We start from the raw sequence: 18071 nt of genomic DNA, 5'->3' as shown, positions 1-18071 counted from the left end.
GTCAAAGGGGCTTTTTCATTTATAAAAAACGAGGTGACATCCACCGTTTCAGTACTGGATTATGATATGCTTTTTTTAATAGAAGGCGAGGGGTTCTCATGTATGACGTAACCATCATTGGAGCTGGGGTAAGTGGGATCTTTATGGCTTATCAGCTGACTGAGCTACACCCGGATTTTAAAATTTTACTAATTGATAAAGGGAAGGAGCTTTCAGAACGTAAGTGCAAAGCTCGTTCAAAACAGATGTGTTCTTGTGATGTTTGTGATCAGTACATAGGGTTTGGTGGACTCGGTAAGTCGGAAGGAAAGTTTAATTATACCAATGACTTTGGTGGTAATCTCGGTAGAAAAATTGGATCAGATCGGGCTGGAGAGCTAATGTGGGAAGTCGATCGTATTCTATGTTCTTTTGGGGGAGATGGAGCAGAACTCTATCACACACATAGTCCAGAGTTAAAAAGGGACGCAAAAAAAGCCGGATTAGAAGTATTGACCACATCAGTTCGCCATCTTGGTACGAAACGGTCGGGCCTTGTTTTTCAAAAGATGTACGAGTTTTTAAGAGGTCGGATTGAGCTACACTTTGAAACAGATATTTACTCAATTGAAAAAGCTGAGTGCTTCAATATCATCACTTCAAAAGGAATCATCCAATCAAAGAAGGTTGTGCTCTCAACAGGGAATAGCGGAAGTGAGTGGATGTATGATCAATGTGCGCAGCTCGGTTTACTTCCTGGTCCTGCTCGTCTTGATTTGGGTATTCGCGTTGAAATGCGAGGCAATCAGCTTCAAGCGCTATTAAAACAAACATTTGAAACAAAGCTTCATATCAAAAGAGAGACTTTCGAAGCAACAACTTACTGTATGAACCCAAATGGGAGGATTATAAGGAAATATCAACACAATCTTGTCATGCCAGATGGACAGAATAAGAGGGAAAGGGACGAGGCGAGTAGTAATTTAAACTTTACGTTATTTGTACCTACTTTTTATTCTTCAAAAGAGGAAGCCGATCAAGTTGCGAACCAGGTGATTGGGAGAATTAATAGAGATACGGATCGAATAGTTGTTCAGCGTCTACAGGATTTAAGAAAGAAGCAGACGACCACTTCTGAGACTTTGAGATTAAATTCAATCGTACCATCCCTTGATTCAGTTGCTGGAAACCTGATAAAGGAAGTTCCTCACATCTATCTACGTGCCCTTCTGGAGTTTTTCGACTGTCTTGAACAGCTGATAGGAGAGCAGATCGATGAAGAGACATTGCTATATGGCATGGACGGGAAGTTCTACGAAGCAAAAATCCCAACAAATGACCATTTTGAAACAAAAGTAAGTGGCCTCTTTTTAATCGGTGATTGTTCGGGTGAAACGCATTCCTTATCGCAGGCAGCAGCCAGCGGTTTATATACCGCCCAAATGATATAATAAAAAGATCGGCTCCCACAAGTGGCCGATCTTTTTATTGCTTATGAAGAAACGGATGATTCAGATAGCGTTTTTTCTCGCTTAGATAAAAATTTCAGTGTGAAGATTGAAAAAGCGAGTATGCCAATACAGGTTAACCCAAGGTAAAGGTTACTAAAGATAAGATTACTTCCAGAAAGGGAGAAGGGGTTCATAGAAAACGAGACGTTTTTCATGTCGAGTAGTCTTCCAAAGATCGCTGAGCTAAAAGCACCGGCAAGGAAGTTCAATAAATTGAACACGCCCATTCCAACACCGTTTTGGTTATCAGGTAGGATGGTCGATAGTAAATCAGCAGTAGAGCTTTGAATGAGTGGGAATCCGAGATAAGCAATTAACAGACATGGTGCAATGACCCAAGCGCTGTATCCTGCAAATGTTGAAATGAAAAATGTCCCGCTTGCAATGAGGAGCAAAGCGATTTTAACAACAAGAATGGCGCCGCGCTGTTCAATAATTTTACCGCCAATTTGTCCAATTAACCCAGCTGCCATGGCCCCAGGGAATAAGACAAGTCCGATCTTTAACGTTGATAGTCCGTTTAGCTCACGTAACATAATCGGAATGACAAAAATGAGGCCAAAAAGTGCTGAAGTCCCTAGAAAACTTGTTAAAACAGTTATGGTATACTTGGTGTTTTTTAATATAACTGGATCAATAAAGGGGTGGGTAATTGTAAATGTCCGCCAGAGAAAAAGAATGAAAAACACAATGAAAATAGCAAGTAAAACCCATAGGAACGTAGTGATATAAAACAACAAAGAGGCAACAGACACAGCCATAAGAGCAGCCCCTGGTAAATCAATTGAACCTGAACGTTTTTCTTCATCGGGCAACCATTTTCGAAACAGTGGTATCGCAAAGATGGTAGCAACAGAGAAGAGGAAAAGAAAGCGCCAGTTGAGGGTGCCGCCTACAACTCCACCAATAATCGGGCCAACTCCTGAAGCAAATGCAACGGTAGAAGAAATCAATCCAAATACTCTGCCTTTTTCATTAGGTAGAAAACGAATCGGCACAATAAAGGCAAGTGCCGGAATGGTTGCCCCACCAATCGCTTGAAGAATTCGTGCTGCTAATAAAGTCGGGTAGTTTGGGGAAAGAAAGCCGATAAAAGCACCGATCGCAAAGATGGTAATTCCTATTGTAAAAAGCGTTTTGATTGGATAGAGATCCGCCAGCTTGCCGTACATGAGCGAACCAATCGCAAACACAAGGATATATCCAGTTAAAACCCAACTTACTTCTGAAGGGCTAAGGTTAAACGATGCAGCAATATCAGGAATGGCAACGTTAAACATCGTTCCATTCATAACAGCAAAAGCTAAAATCGTACAAACGAGAATGATCAGCTTTTGGCGTGCTGAGGCATCTAATTTTTCGTGTTCTGTATAGTCTGACATAGCAGCCCTCCTTTAATTGGTATGTTATTCCTTCAGCATTATTTATTTAGTATCCCGAAATAAAACACATTCCATTTAATCATAGTGGCCTTTTGGTGAGAAGTAAACTAATATGCCTATCTAATAGGTTTAATCGTACATATTTTCCCAATTATAGACTTTAGAGGTTATTTCGATTATGATGATAGAAGGAAAGATTGTATTAATGGAGGAACGGTTATGCCAACTATTAAGGATGTAGCAAAACGTGCGGGAGTCTCTCGTACCACAGTTTCACGAGTGCTCAATGACAATGGCTACGTAAGTCATGAAGCAAGGAAGCGGGTCGTTGAGGCAGTGGAAGAAATGGGTTATATTCCAAGTGCGCATGCTAAAACGATGCGAACGAAACGCTCTGGAGTAATTGGCGTTATTTTGCCAAGGATTAGTACGGAAACGGCCAGTCGCGTTGTGAACGGAATTGAAAAAGAGCTTGCGGACAACGGATATCAAATTCTTTTAACCAATACACAGTTACAGCCAGAGAAAGAACTACAAAATATTAAACTATTGAAAAGTCGTCAAGTAGACGGCATTATTTTGCTTGCTACAAACCGTAATCAAGATTTAATCGATACGATTTCAGAAACTTCCATTCCCTTTGTGGCAATTGGTCAGGAGCTAAGCGGAGTGACGTCTGTTGTTTACGACGATTATCATTCTGCCTTTAGTGTAACCGAGTTGCTTATTGAAAAAGGGCATCGTAATATCGGTTTTATTGGCGTACCAGAGAGTGACCACGCCGTTGGAGTTATTCGTAAACAGGGCTTTCTAGATGCAATGAAAAAGCACGGTTTATTAGTAGAAGAAGGTTGGATTCAGTATGGAAACTTTACGTTTGAATCCGGCTATGAAGCCGCAAAGCAAGTATTGGAGCAATCTGAGCATCGACCGACAGCTATTTTTGCTGTAACAGATCGAATGGCGATCGGGGCACTAGGCCTGCTAAAAGAAAAAAATATTCGTATCCCTGAAGATATGGCTTTATTTGGAATTGGTGCGTCAGATTTATCGAGACATGTGACACCAGCCCTATCAACTGTTGATTACTTCAATGAAGATGCTGGACAGAAGACGGCTCAGCTTATTTTAGAGCAGTTATCAGGGAAAGTGATTGAAAAAGAAAAAATTAAACTTGATTATAGACTTATTGAACGAGATAGTGTATAGTAACTTATGAAAACGATGTCAATTTCTTTTTTACTAATGTGGAATCGTTCACACATCGTTCAGACCCAAACTTACTATTGGAATAACGGAAGAGCGAGTAAATGAAAACGCTCGCATTTTGTTTCGCAGAATGTGGAATCGATACCAGGCGCAAGATAAATCGTGAAGGGAGAAAATAATATGGCTACAAATCGTGAAATTGCTCAGGAAGTCATTGATGCTATTGGGGGACAAGAAAATATTCAATCTGTTGCCCATTGTGCAACGAGACTTAGAATCATGGTACACGACAAAGAAAAGATTGATCAGGAGCGAGTAGAAGGGGTTGAAAAAGTAAAGGGTGCCTTTTATAATTCCGGTCAATATCAAGTTATTTTTGGAACAGGAACGGTTAATCGCATTTATGAAGAAGTGACGGCACTTGGAGCAACTGGTTCAACAAAGTCCGAAATCAAAGAGGAGTCGGCAAAGCAGGGAAATGCTTTTCAACGTGCCATTCGCTCATTTGGTGACGTTTTCGTGCCGATCATTCCTGCCCTGGTTGCAACTGGATTATTTATGGGATTACGTGGACTTGTGCTCCAAGAAGAGATACTTGCTCTTTTCGGGTTAACACCAGGGGATATTTCAGATAACTTTATTCTATTTACACAAGTTCTAACAGATACAGCGTTTATTTTCTTACCGGCACTAGTCGCTTGGTCGACATTCCGAGTGTTCGGAGGGAATCCAACCATTGGTCTTGTTCTCGGCTTAATGTTAGTGACTCCAGCTCTTCCAAACGCATGGGAAGTAGCGGCAGGAAATGCAGAACCACTTAAGTTTCTCGGATTTATACCTGTAGTTGGGTATCAAGGCTCCGTCATTCCAGCATTCGTTGCTGGTTTACTCGGTGCAAAGTTAGAGAAACGTATTCGGAAAATAGTTCCTGAAGCATTGGATCTTATTTTAACACCATTTTTAGTATTGCTCATTATGATTACCCTGTCGCTGTTTGCGATCGGACCGGTTTTCCATACGGTAGAAGAATACATTATGGATGGTACGATCTATATTCTTGATCTTCCATTTGGTCTAAGTGGGCTAATTATTGGTTTCTTCCATCAAATCATTGTCATTACCGGTGTGCACCATATCTTTAACTTCCTTGAAATTCAGTTGTTTGAGAATCTTGGTTATAATCCGTTTAACCCAATCATTTCGGCTGCTATCGCGGCTCAAGGTGGGGCGGCACTTGCAGTCGGGATGAAAACTAAATCGAAAAAACTAAAAGCATTAGCGCTTCCATCTTCTCTATCTGCATTTCTTGGAATAACAGAACCAGCAATCTTTGGTGTCAATCTTCGTTACATGAAACCATTTATTATGGGGTTGATTGGTGGGGCAGTTGGTGGATTCCTTGCATCACTCTTTAAACTAAAAGCTACTGGTCTTGCGGTTACCGTGATTCCAGGTACCCTCTTGTTTTTAAACAGTCAGATCGTGTTATATCTTCTTGTGAATGTGATAGCGATCGCCATTGCCTTTGGTCTTACATGGGCATTTGGCTATAAAGACGGTATGCTAGATAAATAATCATGGAAGGGGGTCCTCAAAAGAGCGGACCCCTTTTTCAAAATTTAAACAAACTAGGTGATTTCATGTTAGATCGAAACAATGAATTAAAGGAACTAGCTATAAAAGAAATGGAATTGCACCACGAGACGGTTAAGCGTGACCCTTACCGTCCAGAGTTTCATTTAATGCCACCCGTAGGCTTACTGAATGATCCAAACGGATTTGTTCAATGGAATGGCACTTATCATGTTTTCTTTCAATGGATGCCGTTTAAGACAGAGCATGGGGCAAAATTCTGGGGGCACTATACATCCAAAGACCTTGTGAACTGGGAGCTTGCGCCAATTGCATTAGCTCCTGGTGATTGGTATGACAAGAATGGTTGTTATTCAGGAAGTGCGGTCGTCCACGATCAGAAAATGAAACTTTTCTATACAGGAAATGTGAAGGATGAGAACGGAAATCGTGAAACGTATCAATGTGTAGCCGAATCAGAAGATGGGCTTCATTTTGATAAGAAGGGCGTGGTCATTGGATTGCCAGAAGGGTACACCCCACATTTTCGTGATCCGAAAGTATGGCAGCATTTAGATAAGTGGTATATGGTCATTGGCACACAGGATTTAAATGAGGAAGGGCGCATCGTCTTATATGAGTCTTCTGATTTAAAAGAGTGGACGTTTAAAGGCGATGTCACCGCTTCGGGACAAGAAGCGATTGGTGATCTGGGATATATGTGGGAGTGCCCAGACTTATTCGAGTTAAACGGAAAAGACATACTCCTCTTTTCACCACAAGGCCTTAAAGCGGATGGCTATCTGTATCAAAACGTTTATCAAACCGGCTATTTATCTGGAGAACTGGATTATGCGAGCGGAAAGATGAATCACGGGCCATTTACAGAGCTGGATCGCGGCTTTGAGTTTTATGCTCCACAAACGACGCTTGATGAGAAGGGTAGAAGATTGATCATCGGCTGGATGGGTGTACCGGAGCAGGGAGAAGAGCATCATCCAACGATCGCTCATAAATGGGTTCACATTCTAACCATTCCGCGTGAGCTTCATTATGAAGGAGATCAACTTTTTCAACGTCCTGCCGTAGAACTCGAAGCAATGAGACATAGTGACATAACTAAGGTAGTCAGTCTTTCAAATGAACGAAAAGAATGGAGGGAGTTGAACGGAGCGGTATATGAATTACTTGTTCAACTTGATAAGGTAGAAGAAACATTTTCTGTATCCATTCGAAACAATGCTTCAATGATGTATGATGCCACAAATTCATTGTTAACATTTAAGAGAAAAAGCTTTGTGAATGGGGAAGAAGAAACACGTAGCTGCTGGATTGAGAGCGTGAACGACCTCCGTTTCTATGTTGATTCTTCTTCGATTGAAGTTTTTGTAAATAATGGTGAAGAGGTGTTTACCTCAAGATTTTTCCCAGATGAAAACGACGAAAGTCTTGTGTTTGAAGCAGGCGGTCATTCAATGTTTCATGTGACGAAATGGTTATTAAAGTAATAAGTAAGCGAAACCCCACTAACTTTGTTAGTGGGGTTTCGTGCCATGTATATACAAATCAATGTCAATTCTATCTCTTTTTCATATGAAACAAAATGAGAGTGAATAGTAGGGAGAGATTTTGTAAAACAAGCAAGCGCTGTTATATCCAATAAAGTTAAAAAAATCCACAAAATTGAACGAATTATGAACGAAATGTGTCGAAAAAGTGATAAATGCATGAGCAACTTTTGACACTTTGTGACACGTGTCACATTTATATGAGGAACCTGCTACAATAGCCAATGGTAACTGTTGTTCCATGTCATTTATTGTTTAAAATCTACTTAACTATTATATAGGAAGAAAGGAAGGTGGCCTGGCGGTGAAGCGAATGAAATCATTCTTTGCGCTCAGTATGTTTCTTGCAGTAATGGTATTGAGTGGCTGTAGTAACTTAACCGTGCTTGATCCAAAAGGACCTGTAGCAGAACAACAAGCAAATTTAATTCTTTTCTCTATTGGATTTATGCTGTTTATTGTTTTGGTCGTGTTCGTGCTATTTACACTCATCCTTGTTAAATATCGTGAACGTAAGAGTGGTCCTGAATATGAACCTCCTCACATCGAGGGGAACGTATTTCTAGAAATTGTTTGGACGGTTATTCCGGTAATTATTCTTATTGTTCTTGCAGTGCCAACTGTACAAACGATCTTTGCACTTGAAGAGGCACCGGAAGCAACGTCTCATAAAGATCCAATCGTCATTCATGCGACATCAGTCGATTGGAAATGGGTCTTTAGCTATCCAGAAGAAAATATTGAAACGGTGAACTATCTTCATATCCCTGAAGATCACCCAATTTTATTTAAATTAGCATCGGCAGATTCAATGGGATCATTTTGGATTCCGTCACTTGGTGGGCAGGAATACACAATGTCTGGCATGATGACAGAACTTTATTTGCAAGCTGATGAAATTGGTGAGTATCGCGGACGTAATGCTAACTTCACTGGTGAAGGATTTACGGAGCAGGTATTTACTGTAACGGCTGAATCTCAAGAAGATTACGATGAGTGGGTAGAAGAGGCGCAAGACGCACCTAAGCTTACCCAAGAAAAATACAATGAGTTGATGCTTAAAGGTCATACAGAAGAGCAGACATTCTCAGAAACTCACCTTCAGTGGGTTGATCATGGAATGGACGCTGAATACGCAACAAAGGTCCGTAATGGCGAATCAACTGATGAAGATGAGTCCTCAGAAATGGATCACTCAGAAATGGATCATTCCGAAATGAACCATGACGATTCTGAAAAAGATTCCGAGGAACACTCGCATTAAGAGAGGAGGAAGACACCATGAAATTGGATGAATTTTTTGTCACCGGGGATCCGCTGATTTACGGTGCGGATGTTTCGATCGCGTTAACAATGATCGGTGCCATTTTCGTACTAACGTATTTCAAGAAGTGGAAGTGGTTATGGACAGAATGGCTAACAACTGTTGACCATAAAAAACTCGGTGTCATGTATATCATCGCAGCCGTCCTAATGCTATTCCGCGGTGGTGTGGATGCCTTGCTCATGAGGGCACAGCTAACCGTTCCGGATTCAAGCTTTTTGGATGCGAATCACTATAATGAAATTTTCACAACGCACGGTACCATCATGATTATCTTCATGGCGATGCCGTTCTTGATCGGTTTAATTAACGTTGTTGTTCCACTACAAATTGGAGCACGTGACGTGGCTTATCCGTTTTTGAACGCAGTAAGTTTCTGGACTTTCTTCATGGGGGCTATGCTCTTTAACATTTCATTTGTTATCGGGGGATCGCCTTCTGCTGGTTGGACAAGTTATGTACCACTAGCTGGTCTTGAACTAAGTCCTGGAGTAGGACAGAACTATTATTTACTAGGTTTGCAGATTGCGGGTATCGGTACTTTGTTAACGGGTATTAACTTCCTCGTTACCATTTTGAAAATGAGAGTACCATCCATGAAGCTTATGCAAATGCCTATGTTTACATGGTCTTCATTGATTACAATGGTTATCATCATTTTTGCATTCCCGGTTCTAACTGTGGCACTTGCACTAATGACATTTGACCGTTTGTTTGGAAGTCACTTCTTTACAATGATGGATGGCGGTATGCCAATGCTTTGGGCAAACCTCTTCTGGATTTGGGGACATCCTGAAGTATACATTGTTATTCTTCCAGCATTTGGTATGTTCTCTGAAATTATTAGTACGTTTGCACGTAAAACGCTTTTCGGTTATAAAGCAATGGTTTACTCCATGGTCGTTATTGCCGGGCTAAGCTTCCTAGTTTGGGTTCACCACTTCTTTACGATGGGAGCAGGTGGAGCAGTTAACTCATTCTTCTCCATCACAACGATGTTAATCGCCGTTCCGACAGGTGTGAAGATCTTTAACTGGCTATTCACTCTGTACAAAGGACGAATACGATTTACGACAGCGATGCTATGGTCGCTTGCCTTTATCCCGAACTTCGTTATTGGTGGGGTAACAGGTGTTATGCTAGCGATGGCAGCAGCTGACTATCAATATCACAATACGTACTTCCTAGTTGCTCACTTCCACTACGTACTTATTTCTGGTACCGTGTATGCTTGTTTCGCAGGTCTATACTTCTGGTATCCAAAAATGTTCAACCACCGTTTGAACGAACGTCTTGGTAAATGGAGCTTCTGGATTTTCGTTGCTGGATTTAACTTATGTTTCTTCCCAATGTATTTCTTAGGTCTTGCAGGAATGCCTCGTCGTATTTACACTTACGGAATTGGAGACGGCTGGATGAGCTTGAACGTATTGGCTACATTCGGTGGTGTACTAATGGGAATCGGCTTCTTGATTCTTGTTTATAACATCTACTACAGCTTCCGTTACTCTCCACGTGAAACGACTGGTGACCCGTGGGATGCTAGAACACTTGAATGGTCTACTCCAGCTCCAGTACCACATTATAACTTCGCTCATCTTCCTGAAGCGAAAGGACATGATGCATTCTGGATTATGAAAGAAGAGAAGAAACAAGGAAAAGCACCTGAGAAGAAACCATATAAACCGATTCATATGCCAAGTTACTCTGGTGTACCGATTATTATGAGTGTGTTCTTCTTTACTGCCGGATTCGGCATGGTCTTCTCCTGGCACTGGATGTCCATACTTGGACTAGTCGGTGTCCTTGCGACAATGGTAATCCGTTCGTTTGATTATGATAAAGGTTTCTACGTTAGCGTAGAAGAAATAGAAGAAACTGAGAAAAAGACTACCTTATAAAGGAGGCGTGAAGCATGGAATCAGTCGAATATTCTCCTAACACGCCTTTAGAATATCAGTCGGAAACTGGCCGACTGAATATTCTAGGCTTCTGGATTTTCCTCGGCGCCGAAATTGCCCTATTTTCAACGTTGTTCGCAACTTACTTAGTATTGGTTGGCCGAACAGCTGGCGGTCCAGGACCAGAAGAGCTTTTTGAAATAAGTGGTGTGTTAATTGAAACGTTTTTACTTCTAACAAGTAGTTTTACTTGTGGACTAGCTATACATTATATGAGAAATCACTCACTAAAAGGTGTATTTCTTTGGATCGGTGTTACGCTAGCATTGGGTCTAGGATTCCTGGGCTTTGAAATTTATGAGTTTGTTCACTATATTCATGAAGGTGCGGCACTAACAACAAGTGCTTATTGGTCTGGCTTCTTTGTATTAGTCGGAACGCACGGTGCCCACGTTACAATGGGTATCGCATGGATTTCACTCATTTTAATTCAGTTAAAGCAGCGCGGTTTAACACCTGATACAACAAGGAAGGTCTTTATCTCCAGTCTTTACTGGCACTTCCTTGACGTTGTGTGGATCTTTATCTTCACAGCAGTCTACTTGTATGGGATGGTGATGTAAGGTGTCCAACAACGAGCAGACAAACAGTCATAGCCACTTTCCATGGAGCCACCTAATTGGTTTCGGTCTTTCGATCGTCCTCACATTATTAGCTTTGTGGGTAGGCTTTGCTTCAGACTTTAGCTTTAGAACAATTATGATTATTGTCGTCATCCTGGCATTAATTCAAGCAGCTATTCAACTTTTGATGTTTATGCACATCACAGAGAGCGATAGTAGTCGGATTCAAGTTGGTACGATTTTATATGCGGTCTTTATTGCCGTAGCAATCGTTGCCGGTACAATCTGGGTTATGTCATTTGGCATGCACAATATGAATATGTAATTGAAAAACCGTTGTTCCCGGTAAGAAGGGAACAACGGTTTTTTTATGAATATAGGTTTATTCTTCAACGCGAGACATTTTCTTTGCAAGTTGACGTTCCTTAAGGAAAGGACGAGCAAAGATAAGATATGCCGCTAAATGAGCAAATAGAACGTTAATCGCAAAAAGTGTAATAAAGAGTGTATGTGCAACTGGAGTCATACCGCCACCAATGTAGAAGATCAGTAGCGCCCAGATTGCTACAATAAAAGGCGTGTGTACAAATGCGAGCTTTTTATAATCCTGCCAGAGAAAAAGTGGGGTTGCCGTAATAACGAAAAGATAGACCATATAGACATCCATAGTTAACAACTCCTTTTTATGATACCGCTTACAAATTAAACTTATGTCAAAATAAAGAATAATTTGTGAATGTTTTGTTACAATTAGTATACCACAATTGTTAGAAAATTCTACATATATTTGAGATTTTTTTCCGGTAACCTTATGATTTAAGAAGCAATATAAGAAAGTAGGGTTTATGATGAAGAGAATTTCTTTATTTATTATATGGATTGGATTTATTTTATATGCGGTTTTATTGGCTCCGGATGGCAATGGATCATACCTCTCAGATCTTATAACAATGAATGATCCTGATGCTGGCTTGCTTGCCATGTTTTCTTTACTTGGGATTTTTCCGGTCGTCTTTGCTATATTACTTTTACGAGACGATAGCGGATCAGTTCCAGCCTGGCCATTTGTTCTTGGCTCTTTTGCGTTAGGTGCTTTTAGTTTACTTCCGTACTTTATTGTAAATAAAAAAACACATCGACCGAATCGTACACCTAATAAGTTAAAAAGACTTCTGGAATCGAAAATTCTCTTAAGTATACTGATCCTTTTAACAATCGGTTTAATGGTATATGGGATTGTTGCTGGGGAAGCGACTTTATATCAAAAAGCTTTTGTAGAATCAAATTTTGTTCATGTGATGACCATTGATTTTCTTGTATTAACGGGACTATCAATTTTCGCTTTAAGGAGTCGGGATGGGGCCGCTGGCTGGATTGGGTTCTTCCCAATTATCGGCCCACTATACTTTATCTACACTAAAACACGATAAGGAGAGGAACCATGCGGAAATTAGATAAAAACGAAGTAATTGATGCTGTAAGACTTTCAGAGTATGCCTTTCAATATACAGTCCCTAAAGAAGAGTTAGATGACAAAATCCAAAGATATCGCGAGCATGAAATATGGGGCGATTTCGAGGCGGATGAACTTGCTGCGAAGCTCCATCTAATTAATTTTGAAACATGGCTTGCAGGAAAGAAAATAAAGATGGGCGGCGTTGCATCAGTTGCGACGTATCCAGAACATCGAAGAGGAGGAAGGGTTGCACGCCTGCTTCGAAATGGTCTTTTTGAAATGAAGCAAAAAGGCCAAACCATCTCTTTACTCCATCCGTTTCAAATCTCATTCTATCGAAAATTCGGGTATGAAGTGTTGAATAACTGGAAGAAGGTAGAGTTGAAAGTGGAGGACCTTAAGCCTCTTCGTGCTGTAAGTGGAAAAATAAGGCGGGTGGAACTTGATCACATCTTTGAAGTCCTGAATCCTGTATACGAAACGTTTGCGGCTCGCTTTAATGGTATGCTCGTTCGAACGGAAAATTGGTGGAAGGAACGCGTTTATTCGAAAGGTTTTCGGTTTGCTACTTATACAAATGAAGAGGGGAATGTAACTGGTTACCTCTCTTACAAAATAGAAAATCGGAAATTGGAAGTTGAAGAAATGGTTTGTACAGATGGCGAGGCAAGAAGAGGATTATGGAATTACCTCTGTCAGCATGATTCTATGGTTGAGCGCGTAACAATTTTAACGAATGAAAGCGATCAGCTAACGTTTTTATTAGCCAATCCAAAAGTGAAAACCACAGTCGAGCCGTACTTTATGGCGCGCATTGTTGATGTCGAAAATTTTCTAAAAGAGTATCCATTTACAATAAAGGCGGATGAAACTCTCTTCCTCCATATTACCGATGATCAGGCAGAGTGGAACAATGGAAGCTATCTGATCGATCGTGAAGGAGTGAGGGTATTTAAGGGAGATAAACCGAATGCAGCGTGTGCTCATCCACCAAAACGTGGCCTTCGATGTAACATTAATACGCTGACTTCTGTATTGACGGGCTACCAAGATCCTTATTTTCTCTATGAAGCTGGTTTATTAGAAGGAGCAGAGGATGATGTAGTACGGTTGCAAAGCATACGTTCAACAAAGGAAACAAATTTCATGGACTTCTTTTAACACAAAAATCCCTAACCTCATATGCGAGGTTAGGGATTTTGTTCGTAAGATAACAAAAGTGCTAGATGTGCTAATAGTTCAAAATTATTTAATCTATTGTTCTTTCGTTTGCAATTACATAGAGCATCAATCCATCCAAATAGGGATATTCTGTTTAATAACAATTTAGAGACAGAAAGATTAAGACCAACTGAGGCTAGTTATGATGGACGAAGGCTTTTGTGAGGATCTAATAGAGGTTGAATGAAACTGTAAACGAGAGGCGAGTAAACAATGACACGTATCGTAACATTATTCGTACTGATTCTTATAGCTGGATTATTAAGTGTAGTAAGCGCAAAAGGCTGGCCTTCTTCTATGAAGGATGCAGCCAAGAAGAGTGAATGGGTCGGTTCATGGACAGCAAGCATGCAGGCTCCTGCCAAAGATGGAAACTCTCATGACGGATTTAAGGATCAAACAATCAGGTTGATTCTTCGACCGCATATGGAAGGGGAGAAGATGCGGATTCGATTATCCAATGAATTTGGTTCCCTTCCTTTATCCATGAAAGAAGTGAGAGTTGCGATATCCAAGGATGGAGCAAGTATTGATAAAGAGACGGACAAGCTGATTACCTTTGATGGTAAAGAAGCCGTTACGATTCCACAAGGAGAAACGCAATATAGTGATCCAATTGATTTTTCGGTAAAAGCCGATCAAAATATAACGGTTAGTTTGTACGTAGATCGTGAAACAGGGCCAACAACGTGGCACCAACGTTCAAATCAAACGGTCTATATGTCTAAAGAAGGAAACCATGCCGCAGATGAAAAAGATTCTGCGTACACGTCCAAAGAAGAAGCGTGGTTCTGGCTAGACCGTTTAGAGGTTGTTCCTGAAGAATCTGTAGACGGTTCTGTTGTTATAATGGGAAGCTCAATTGCAAATGGCAACTATTCCACGTTAAACGCAAACCGACGTTGGCCTGATTATTTAGCCAATCGAATGAATGCGAAAGACGCTAGTGTAAAAATGTCTGTATTAAATGCAGGAATTTCTGCAAACCACTTGATTAATAGTGAAGAAGGAAAAGGCCAAAATGCGTTGGCAAGACTAGAACGAGATGTTCTAAGTCAAGAAGGAATCAAAGGTCTGATCTTACATGAAGGCATCAATGATTTAAGACATTATCCTGAATATAATTCACAGAAAATCATTGATCGAATGAAAAAAATCATTAAAGCGACTCATGAACAGGGGATACCGGTTTATGGAGGTACCTTAACCCCTTATAAAGATTCTAGTATGTATACTGAAGAGGGAGAAAAGACGCGGCAGGAAGTGAATGAGTGGATTCGAACAAGCGGAGAATTTGATGCTGTTATTGATTTTGATAAAGCATTAAGAGATCCAGATGATCCAGAAAAGTTTCTCTCGAAGTATGATTCTGGGGATCATTTGCATCCGAATGATGAAGGGTATAAAAAGATGGCAGATGAGGTGGATTTTTCAATATTTAAATAAAAGTATTCCTTGCAAAAAGAACGAATGTTCGCTAGACTTAGAATATCAACCGAATATACGTTCTCACATCATGGTATGGCTTCCACTATCTTAAGGGGAGCCATCTTTTTTTAGGAGGAGGGAAAGGGAATGGAAAATGAGTACGTTTTAAAACAAGCTGAGAAAGATATGAGGGAAGCGATGACGCGATTTTCGAAGGTAAAGAAACGCGATGGGATGAAAACAATTGTCCAAAGACAAATGCAGGGAAGTCGTCAATGGAAAAGAGATATTTGGTAGGTGTTTGTATCATCGCGTCTTGACAAATCCTGTCTAACTTGGTATTTTTGTAAAAATATATTTTCTTATCCAGAGAGGTGGAGGGACTGGCCCTTTGAAACCTCAGCAACAGGTCCATAGGATACTGTGCTAACTCCAGCGGGTGATAAACCTGATAGATGAGAGCCTTCGGTTTTATTTTGTCAGTAACGCACTCCATTCGAGTGCGTTTTTTTGTTTTTCTGGATGGAAAAGTAAGGAGAAATAATATGGAAAGCAAACAGGGTTTTAACAGGGAGATGAAATCAAGACATGTGGTGATGCTCTCCCTTGGAGGAGTGATTGGGACAGGATTGTTTTTAAGTTCTGGATACACAATTCAACAAGCTGGTCCTATTGGGACGATACTGTCTTATCTGGTAGGGGCACTTGTCGTTTACCTGGTCATGCTGTGTTTGGGTGAGCTAGCAGTTCATATGCCAGAGACCGGTTCCTTTCATAGTTATGCCGCGAAATACATTGGCGGAGGAACAGGCTATACTGTTGCCTGGTTGTATTGGCTAACTTGGACAGTTGCGCTTGGTTCTGAATTTACAGCTGCTGGTATGCTCATGCAGAGATGGTTTCCACTCATTAACGTATGGATTTGGAGCGGGTTGTTTGCTGCAATGATCTTTATTTTAAATGTGCTAACTGTGAAGTTTTTTGCTGAGAGTGAGTTCTGGTTTGCTCTTGTAAAGGTTCTGGCTATCGTGTTGTTCATTATCCTAGGTGCGGCAGCGATCGTAGGGTTTATTCCGATGGCATCTGGAGCGAATGAATCCTTGTTCGCTAACTTTACAAATGAAGGTATCTTTCCGAATGGCGCGTTTGCCATTTTCATGACGATGCTGGCAGTAAATTTTGCTTTCTCTGGAACGGAACTCATTGGCATTGCAGCTGGAGAAACAGAAAACCCTGCGCAAACCATACCAAAAGCAATTCGAACCACGCTAATTCGGCTCATTCTATTTTTTGTAGGTTCAATCTTTATTTTATCAGCTCTTCTACCGGCATCAGAAGCTGGCGTTCTTGAAAGTCCATTTGTATCGGTGCTTGAAAGAATTGGGGTTCCTTATGCGGCTGATATCATGAATTTTGTTATTCTAACAGCCATTTTATCCGCTGCAAATTCAGGGTTATATGCTTCATCTAGAATGCTCTGGTCACTTTCAGACAAGCAAATGATTTCTCCTGTTTTTGCTCGACTTAACAAAAATGGTGTCCCTCTTAACGCAGTAAATCTCAGTATGCTAGGCGGAGTGCTGGCACTACTTTCAAGCATCATTGCACCAGATACCGTCTATGTAGTGCTTGTCTCGATATCCGGTCTAGCCGTTGTCATTGTCTGGATGAGTATTAGCGCGTCACAATTTCTTTTTAGGAAGAAATATGTCAAAGACGGCAGATCGATTAAAGACCTAGGCTATCGAACGCCATTCTATCCAACTGTTCCGATCCTAGCCTTCGTCCTCTGCTTCGCTTCTTTGATTGGGATTGCTTTTGATCCAACCCAGCGAATCGCGTTATATTGCGGGATTCCATTCATTGCACTTTGCTATGGAAATTATTATTTATCAAAACGAATAAAGAAAAGAGGAGTCAGTGATGTGGCAGAAACAGAATCCTATTAAGGCGATATTAGAAGAGTTTAATTTGGTGATACTGGACGGGGCGCTTGCAACAGAGCTCGAAAAATATGGCTGTGACTTAAATGATCCACTTTGGTCCGCTCGCGTTTTACTTGAAAATCCAGAGCTTATCTATCAGGTTCACTTAGATTATTTCCGTGCAGGAGCTGATTGTGCGATAACGGCAAGTTATCAGGCTACAATGGAAGGATTAACAAGCCGTCGTTTAAGTAAAGAGGAGGCTGTGGAGCTAATAAAGAAAACGGTTTTTCTTGCGCGCAAGGCACGCGATGATTTCTGGGAGCAGGATGAAAAGTTAAATCGCCCAAAACCTTTTATTGCAGCTTCTGTTGGACCTTATGGGGCGTACATAGCTGATGGATCGGAGTATCGAGGTGATTACAATGTTAGCGACGAGGTACTTACCGCGTTTCATCGCCCAAGAATAGAAGCGTTGATTGAGGCAGGTGCTGATGTTTTAGCATTCGAAACGATTCCATCTTTTCAAGAAGCGAAAGTTTTAGGTTCCCTGTTACAAGAGTTTCCATCCACTTATGCCTGGCTTTCATTCACTCTTCAAACTAATGATAAAATGAGCGATGGAACAGCTTTAAAAGTATGTTCTCAATACTTTAAGGAAAATGACCAGATTGCGGCAATTGGCATTAACTGTGCGTCTCCTTCGCTTGTGACTATAGCAATTCATCAATTAGCTTCTCAAACCGATAAACCGATTATTGTGTACCCTAATTCTGGAGAAATTTATAATGCTAAGACCAAAACATGGCGGGGTGGTGAATTATGCGATGGCCTTGTCGATGGATCAAATGAATGGTTTGATGCAGGTGCACGATTAATTGGTGGATGCTGTCGGACAAGTCCTGAAGAGATCAAGCGTCTATTTAGAAAGTGGAGATGAGCATCTTCATGTATGAGAAGGGGATGTCATGC

The 18071-nt window shown here is 40.9% G+C and carries 16 protein-coding genes and 1 riboswitch; of the genes, 14 read left to right on the top strand and 2 right to left on the bottom strand.

The window, feature by feature from the left end; genetic code table 11:
* Positions 1 to 98: 98 nt before the first annotated feature.
* A complete protein-coding gene (locus tag PQ511_RS21150; protein ID WP_273853951.1) occupies positions 99 to 1430 on the top strand; it encodes an NAD(P)/FAD-dependent oxidoreductase in 1332 nt (443 codons plus the stop codon).
* 41 nt (positions 1431 to 1471) lie between these two features.
* Here PQ511_RS21150 and PQ511_RS21145 read toward each other — a convergent pair whose 3' ends face one another.
* Positions 1472 to 2872, bottom strand: a complete 1401-nt coding sequence (locus PQ511_RS21145; RefSeq protein WP_273853950.1) for an MFS transporter — start codon at positions 2870 to 2872, stop codon at positions 1472 to 1474.
* 219 nt (positions 2873 to 3091) lie between these two features.
* Here PQ511_RS21145 and PQ511_RS21140 point away from each other — a divergent pair, with 219 nt between their 5' ends.
* The 7 genes from PQ511_RS21140 (at position 3092) to qoxD (ending at position 11394) form a co-directional block, all read left to right on the top strand.
* Positions 3092 to 4081, top strand: a complete 990-nt coding sequence (locus PQ511_RS21140; RefSeq protein WP_273853949.1) for a LacI family DNA-binding transcriptional regulator — start codon at positions 3092 to 3094, stop codon at positions 4079 to 4081.
* 180 nt (positions 4082 to 4261) lie between these two features.
* Positions 4262 to 5656 carry a sucrose-specific PTS transporter subunit IIBC gene (locus tag PQ511_RS21135; RefSeq protein ID WP_273853948.1) on the top strand — a complete coding sequence of 465 codons (1395 nt, stop codon included), beginning with the start codon at positions 4262 to 4264 and terminating at the stop codon, positions 5654 to 5656.
* A gap of 65 nt (positions 5657 to 5721) precedes the next feature.
* Positions 5722 to 7161 (top strand): sucrose-6-phosphate hydrolase, encoded by a 1440-nt coding sequence (locus PQ511_RS21130; RefSeq protein WP_273853947.1) that lies wholly within the window; start codon positions 5722 to 5724, stop codon positions 7159 to 7161.
* Positions 7162 to 7534: 373 nt separating this feature from the next.
* Entirely contained in the window at positions 7535 to 8485 is a 951-nt protein-coding gene (gene qoxA / locus PQ511_RS21125; RefSeq protein ID WP_273853966.1) for a cytochrome aa3 quinol oxidase subunit II, read from the top strand.
* Positions 8486 to 8502: 17 nt separating this feature from the next.
* Positions 8503 to 10446, top strand: a complete 1944-nt coding sequence (gene qoxB, locus PQ511_RS21120; protein ID WP_273853946.1) for a cytochrome aa3 quinol oxidase subunit I — start codon at positions 8503 to 8505, stop codon at positions 10444 to 10446.
* A 14-nt stretch (positions 10447 to 10460) separates the two neighbouring features.
* A complete protein-coding gene (gene qoxC / locus PQ511_RS21115; protein WP_273853945.1) occupies positions 10461 to 11069 on the top strand; it encodes a cytochrome aa3 quinol oxidase subunit III in 609 nt (202 codons plus the stop codon).
* A 1-nt stretch (position 11070) separates the two neighbouring features.
* Positions 11071 to 11394, top strand: coding sequence for a cytochrome aa3 quinol oxidase subunit IV (gene qoxD, locus PQ511_RS21110; RefSeq protein WP_273853944.1), 324 nt, complete (start codon positions 11071 to 11073; stop codon positions 11392 to 11394).
* A 57-nt stretch (positions 11395 to 11451) separates the two neighbouring features.
* On the opposite strand, the gene PQ511_RS21105 is transcribed toward qoxD, so the two are convergent.
* Positions 11452 to 11736 carry a spore morphogenesis/germination protein YwcE gene (locus PQ511_RS21105; protein WP_226654239.1) on the bottom strand — a complete coding sequence of 95 codons (285 nt, stop codon included), beginning with the start codon at positions 11734 to 11736 and terminating at the stop codon, positions 11452 to 11454.
* 181 nt (positions 11737 to 11917) lie between these two features.
* Between PQ511_RS21105 and PQ511_RS21100 the strand changes: the two genes are divergently transcribed.
* The 6 genes from PQ511_RS21100 (at position 11918) to mmuM (ending at position 18039) form a co-directional block, all read left to right on the top strand.
* A complete protein-coding gene (locus tag PQ511_RS21100) occupies positions 11918 to 12499 on the top strand; it encodes a hypothetical protein (protein ID WP_273853943.1) in 582 nt (193 codons plus the stop codon).
* Between the two features lie 11 nt (positions 12500 to 12510).
* The gene (locus PQ511_RS21095) at positions 12511 to 13686 is read left to right on the top strand and encodes a GNAT family N-acetyltransferase (protein ID WP_273853942.1); all 1176 of its coding nucleotides are present in this window, start codon (positions 12511 to 12513) and stop codon (positions 13684 to 13686) included.
* A gap of 273 nt (positions 13687 to 13959) precedes the next feature.
* The gene (locus tag PQ511_RS21090) at positions 13960 to 15192 is read left to right on the top strand and encodes an SGNH/GDSL hydrolase family protein (protein WP_273853941.1); all 1233 of its coding nucleotides are present in this window, start codon (positions 13960 to 13962) and stop codon (positions 15190 to 15192) included.
* A gap of 129 nt (positions 15193 to 15321) precedes the next feature.
* On the top strand, positions 15322 to 15471 hold the full coding sequence (locus tag PQ511_RS21085; protein ID WP_226654248.1) for a hypothetical protein: 150 nt from the start codon (positions 15322 to 15324) through the stop codon (positions 15469 to 15471).
* A 62-nt stretch (positions 15472 to 15533) separates the two neighbouring features.
* A riboswitch (SAM riboswitch) is annotated at positions 15534 to 15636 on the top strand.
* A gap of 83 nt (positions 15637 to 15719) precedes the next feature.
* On the top strand, positions 15720 to 17123 hold the full coding sequence (gene mmuP / locus PQ511_RS21080; RefSeq protein ID WP_273853940.1) for an S-methylmethionine permease: 1404 nt from the start codon (positions 15720 to 15722) through the stop codon (positions 17121 to 17123).
* Positions 17098 to 18039: a homocysteine S-methyltransferase gene (gene mmuM, locus PQ511_RS21075; RefSeq protein ID WP_273853939.1), complete on the top strand. Its 942-nt coding sequence runs from the start codon at positions 17098 to 17100 to the stop codon at positions 18037 to 18039. Before mmuP ends, mmuM begins: the two co-directional genes overlap by 26 nt.
* Positions 18040 to 18071: the final 32 nt, after the last annotated feature.

Source organism: Guptibacillus spartinae, assembly GCF_028610625.1.
Lineage (GTDB): Bacteria > Bacillota > Bacilli > Bacillales > Guptibacillaceae > Guptibacillus > Guptibacillus spartinae.
This window is presented reverse-complemented; position numbering and strand designations above follow the sequence as displayed.

What these genes read in the sequence shown, in the direction of transcription:
- PQ511_RS21150 (WP_273853951.1), top strand. Translation starts at nt 99, where the DNA reads ATGTATGACGTAACCATCATTGGAGCTGGGGTAAGTGGGATCTTTATG.
- PQ511_RS21145 (WP_273853950.1), bottom strand. Translation starts at nt 2,872, where the DNA reads ATGTCAGACTATACAGAACACGAAAAATTAGATGCCTCAGCACGCCAA.
- PQ511_RS21140 (WP_273853949.1), top strand. Translation starts at nt 3,092, where the DNA reads ATGCCAACTATTAAGGATGTAGCAAAACGTGCGGGAGTCTCTCGTACC.
- PQ511_RS21135 (WP_273853948.1), top strand. Translation starts at nt 4,262, where the DNA reads ATGGCTACAAATCGTGAAATTGCTCAGGAAGTCATTGATGCTATTGGG.
- PQ511_RS21130 (WP_273853947.1), top strand. Translation starts at nt 5,722, where the DNA reads ATGTTAGATCGAAACAATGAATTAAAGGAACTAGCTATAAAAGAAATG.
- qoxA (WP_273853966.1), top strand. Translation starts at nt 7,535, where the DNA reads ATGAAATCATTCTTTGCGCTCAGTATGTTTCTTGCAGTAATGGTATTG.
- qoxB (WP_273853946.1), top strand. Translation starts at nt 8,503, where the DNA reads ATGAAATTGGATGAATTTTTTGTCACCGGGGATCCGCTGATTTACGGT.
- qoxC (WP_273853945.1), top strand. Translation starts at nt 10,461, where the DNA reads ATGGAATCAGTCGAATATTCTCCTAACACGCCTTTAGAATATCAGTCG.
- PQ511_RS21105 (WP_226654239.1), bottom strand. Translation starts at nt 11,736, where the DNA reads ATGGATGTCTATATGGTCTATCTTTTCGTTATTACGGCAACCCCACTT.
- PQ511_RS21100 (WP_273853943.1), top strand. Translation starts at nt 11,918, where the DNA reads ATGAAGAGAATTTCTTTATTTATTATATGGATTGGATTTATTTTATAT.
- PQ511_RS21095 (WP_273853942.1), top strand. Translation starts at nt 12,511, where the DNA reads ATGCGGAAATTAGATAAAAACGAAGTAATTGATGCTGTAAGACTTTCA.
- PQ511_RS21090 (WP_273853941.1), top strand. Translation starts at nt 13,960, where the DNA reads ATGACACGTATCGTAACATTATTCGTACTGATTCTTATAGCTGGATTA.
- PQ511_RS21085 (WP_226654248.1), top strand. Translation starts at nt 15,322, where the DNA reads ATGGAAAATGAGTACGTTTTAAAACAAGCTGAGAAAGATATGAGGGAA.
- mmuP (WP_273853940.1), top strand. Translation starts at nt 15,720, where the DNA reads ATGGAAAGCAAACAGGGTTTTAACAGGGAGATGAAATCAAGACATGTG.
- mmuM (WP_273853939.1), top strand. Translation starts at nt 17,098, where the DNA reads ATGTGGCAGAAACAGAATCCTATTAAGGCGATATTAGAAGAGTTTAAT.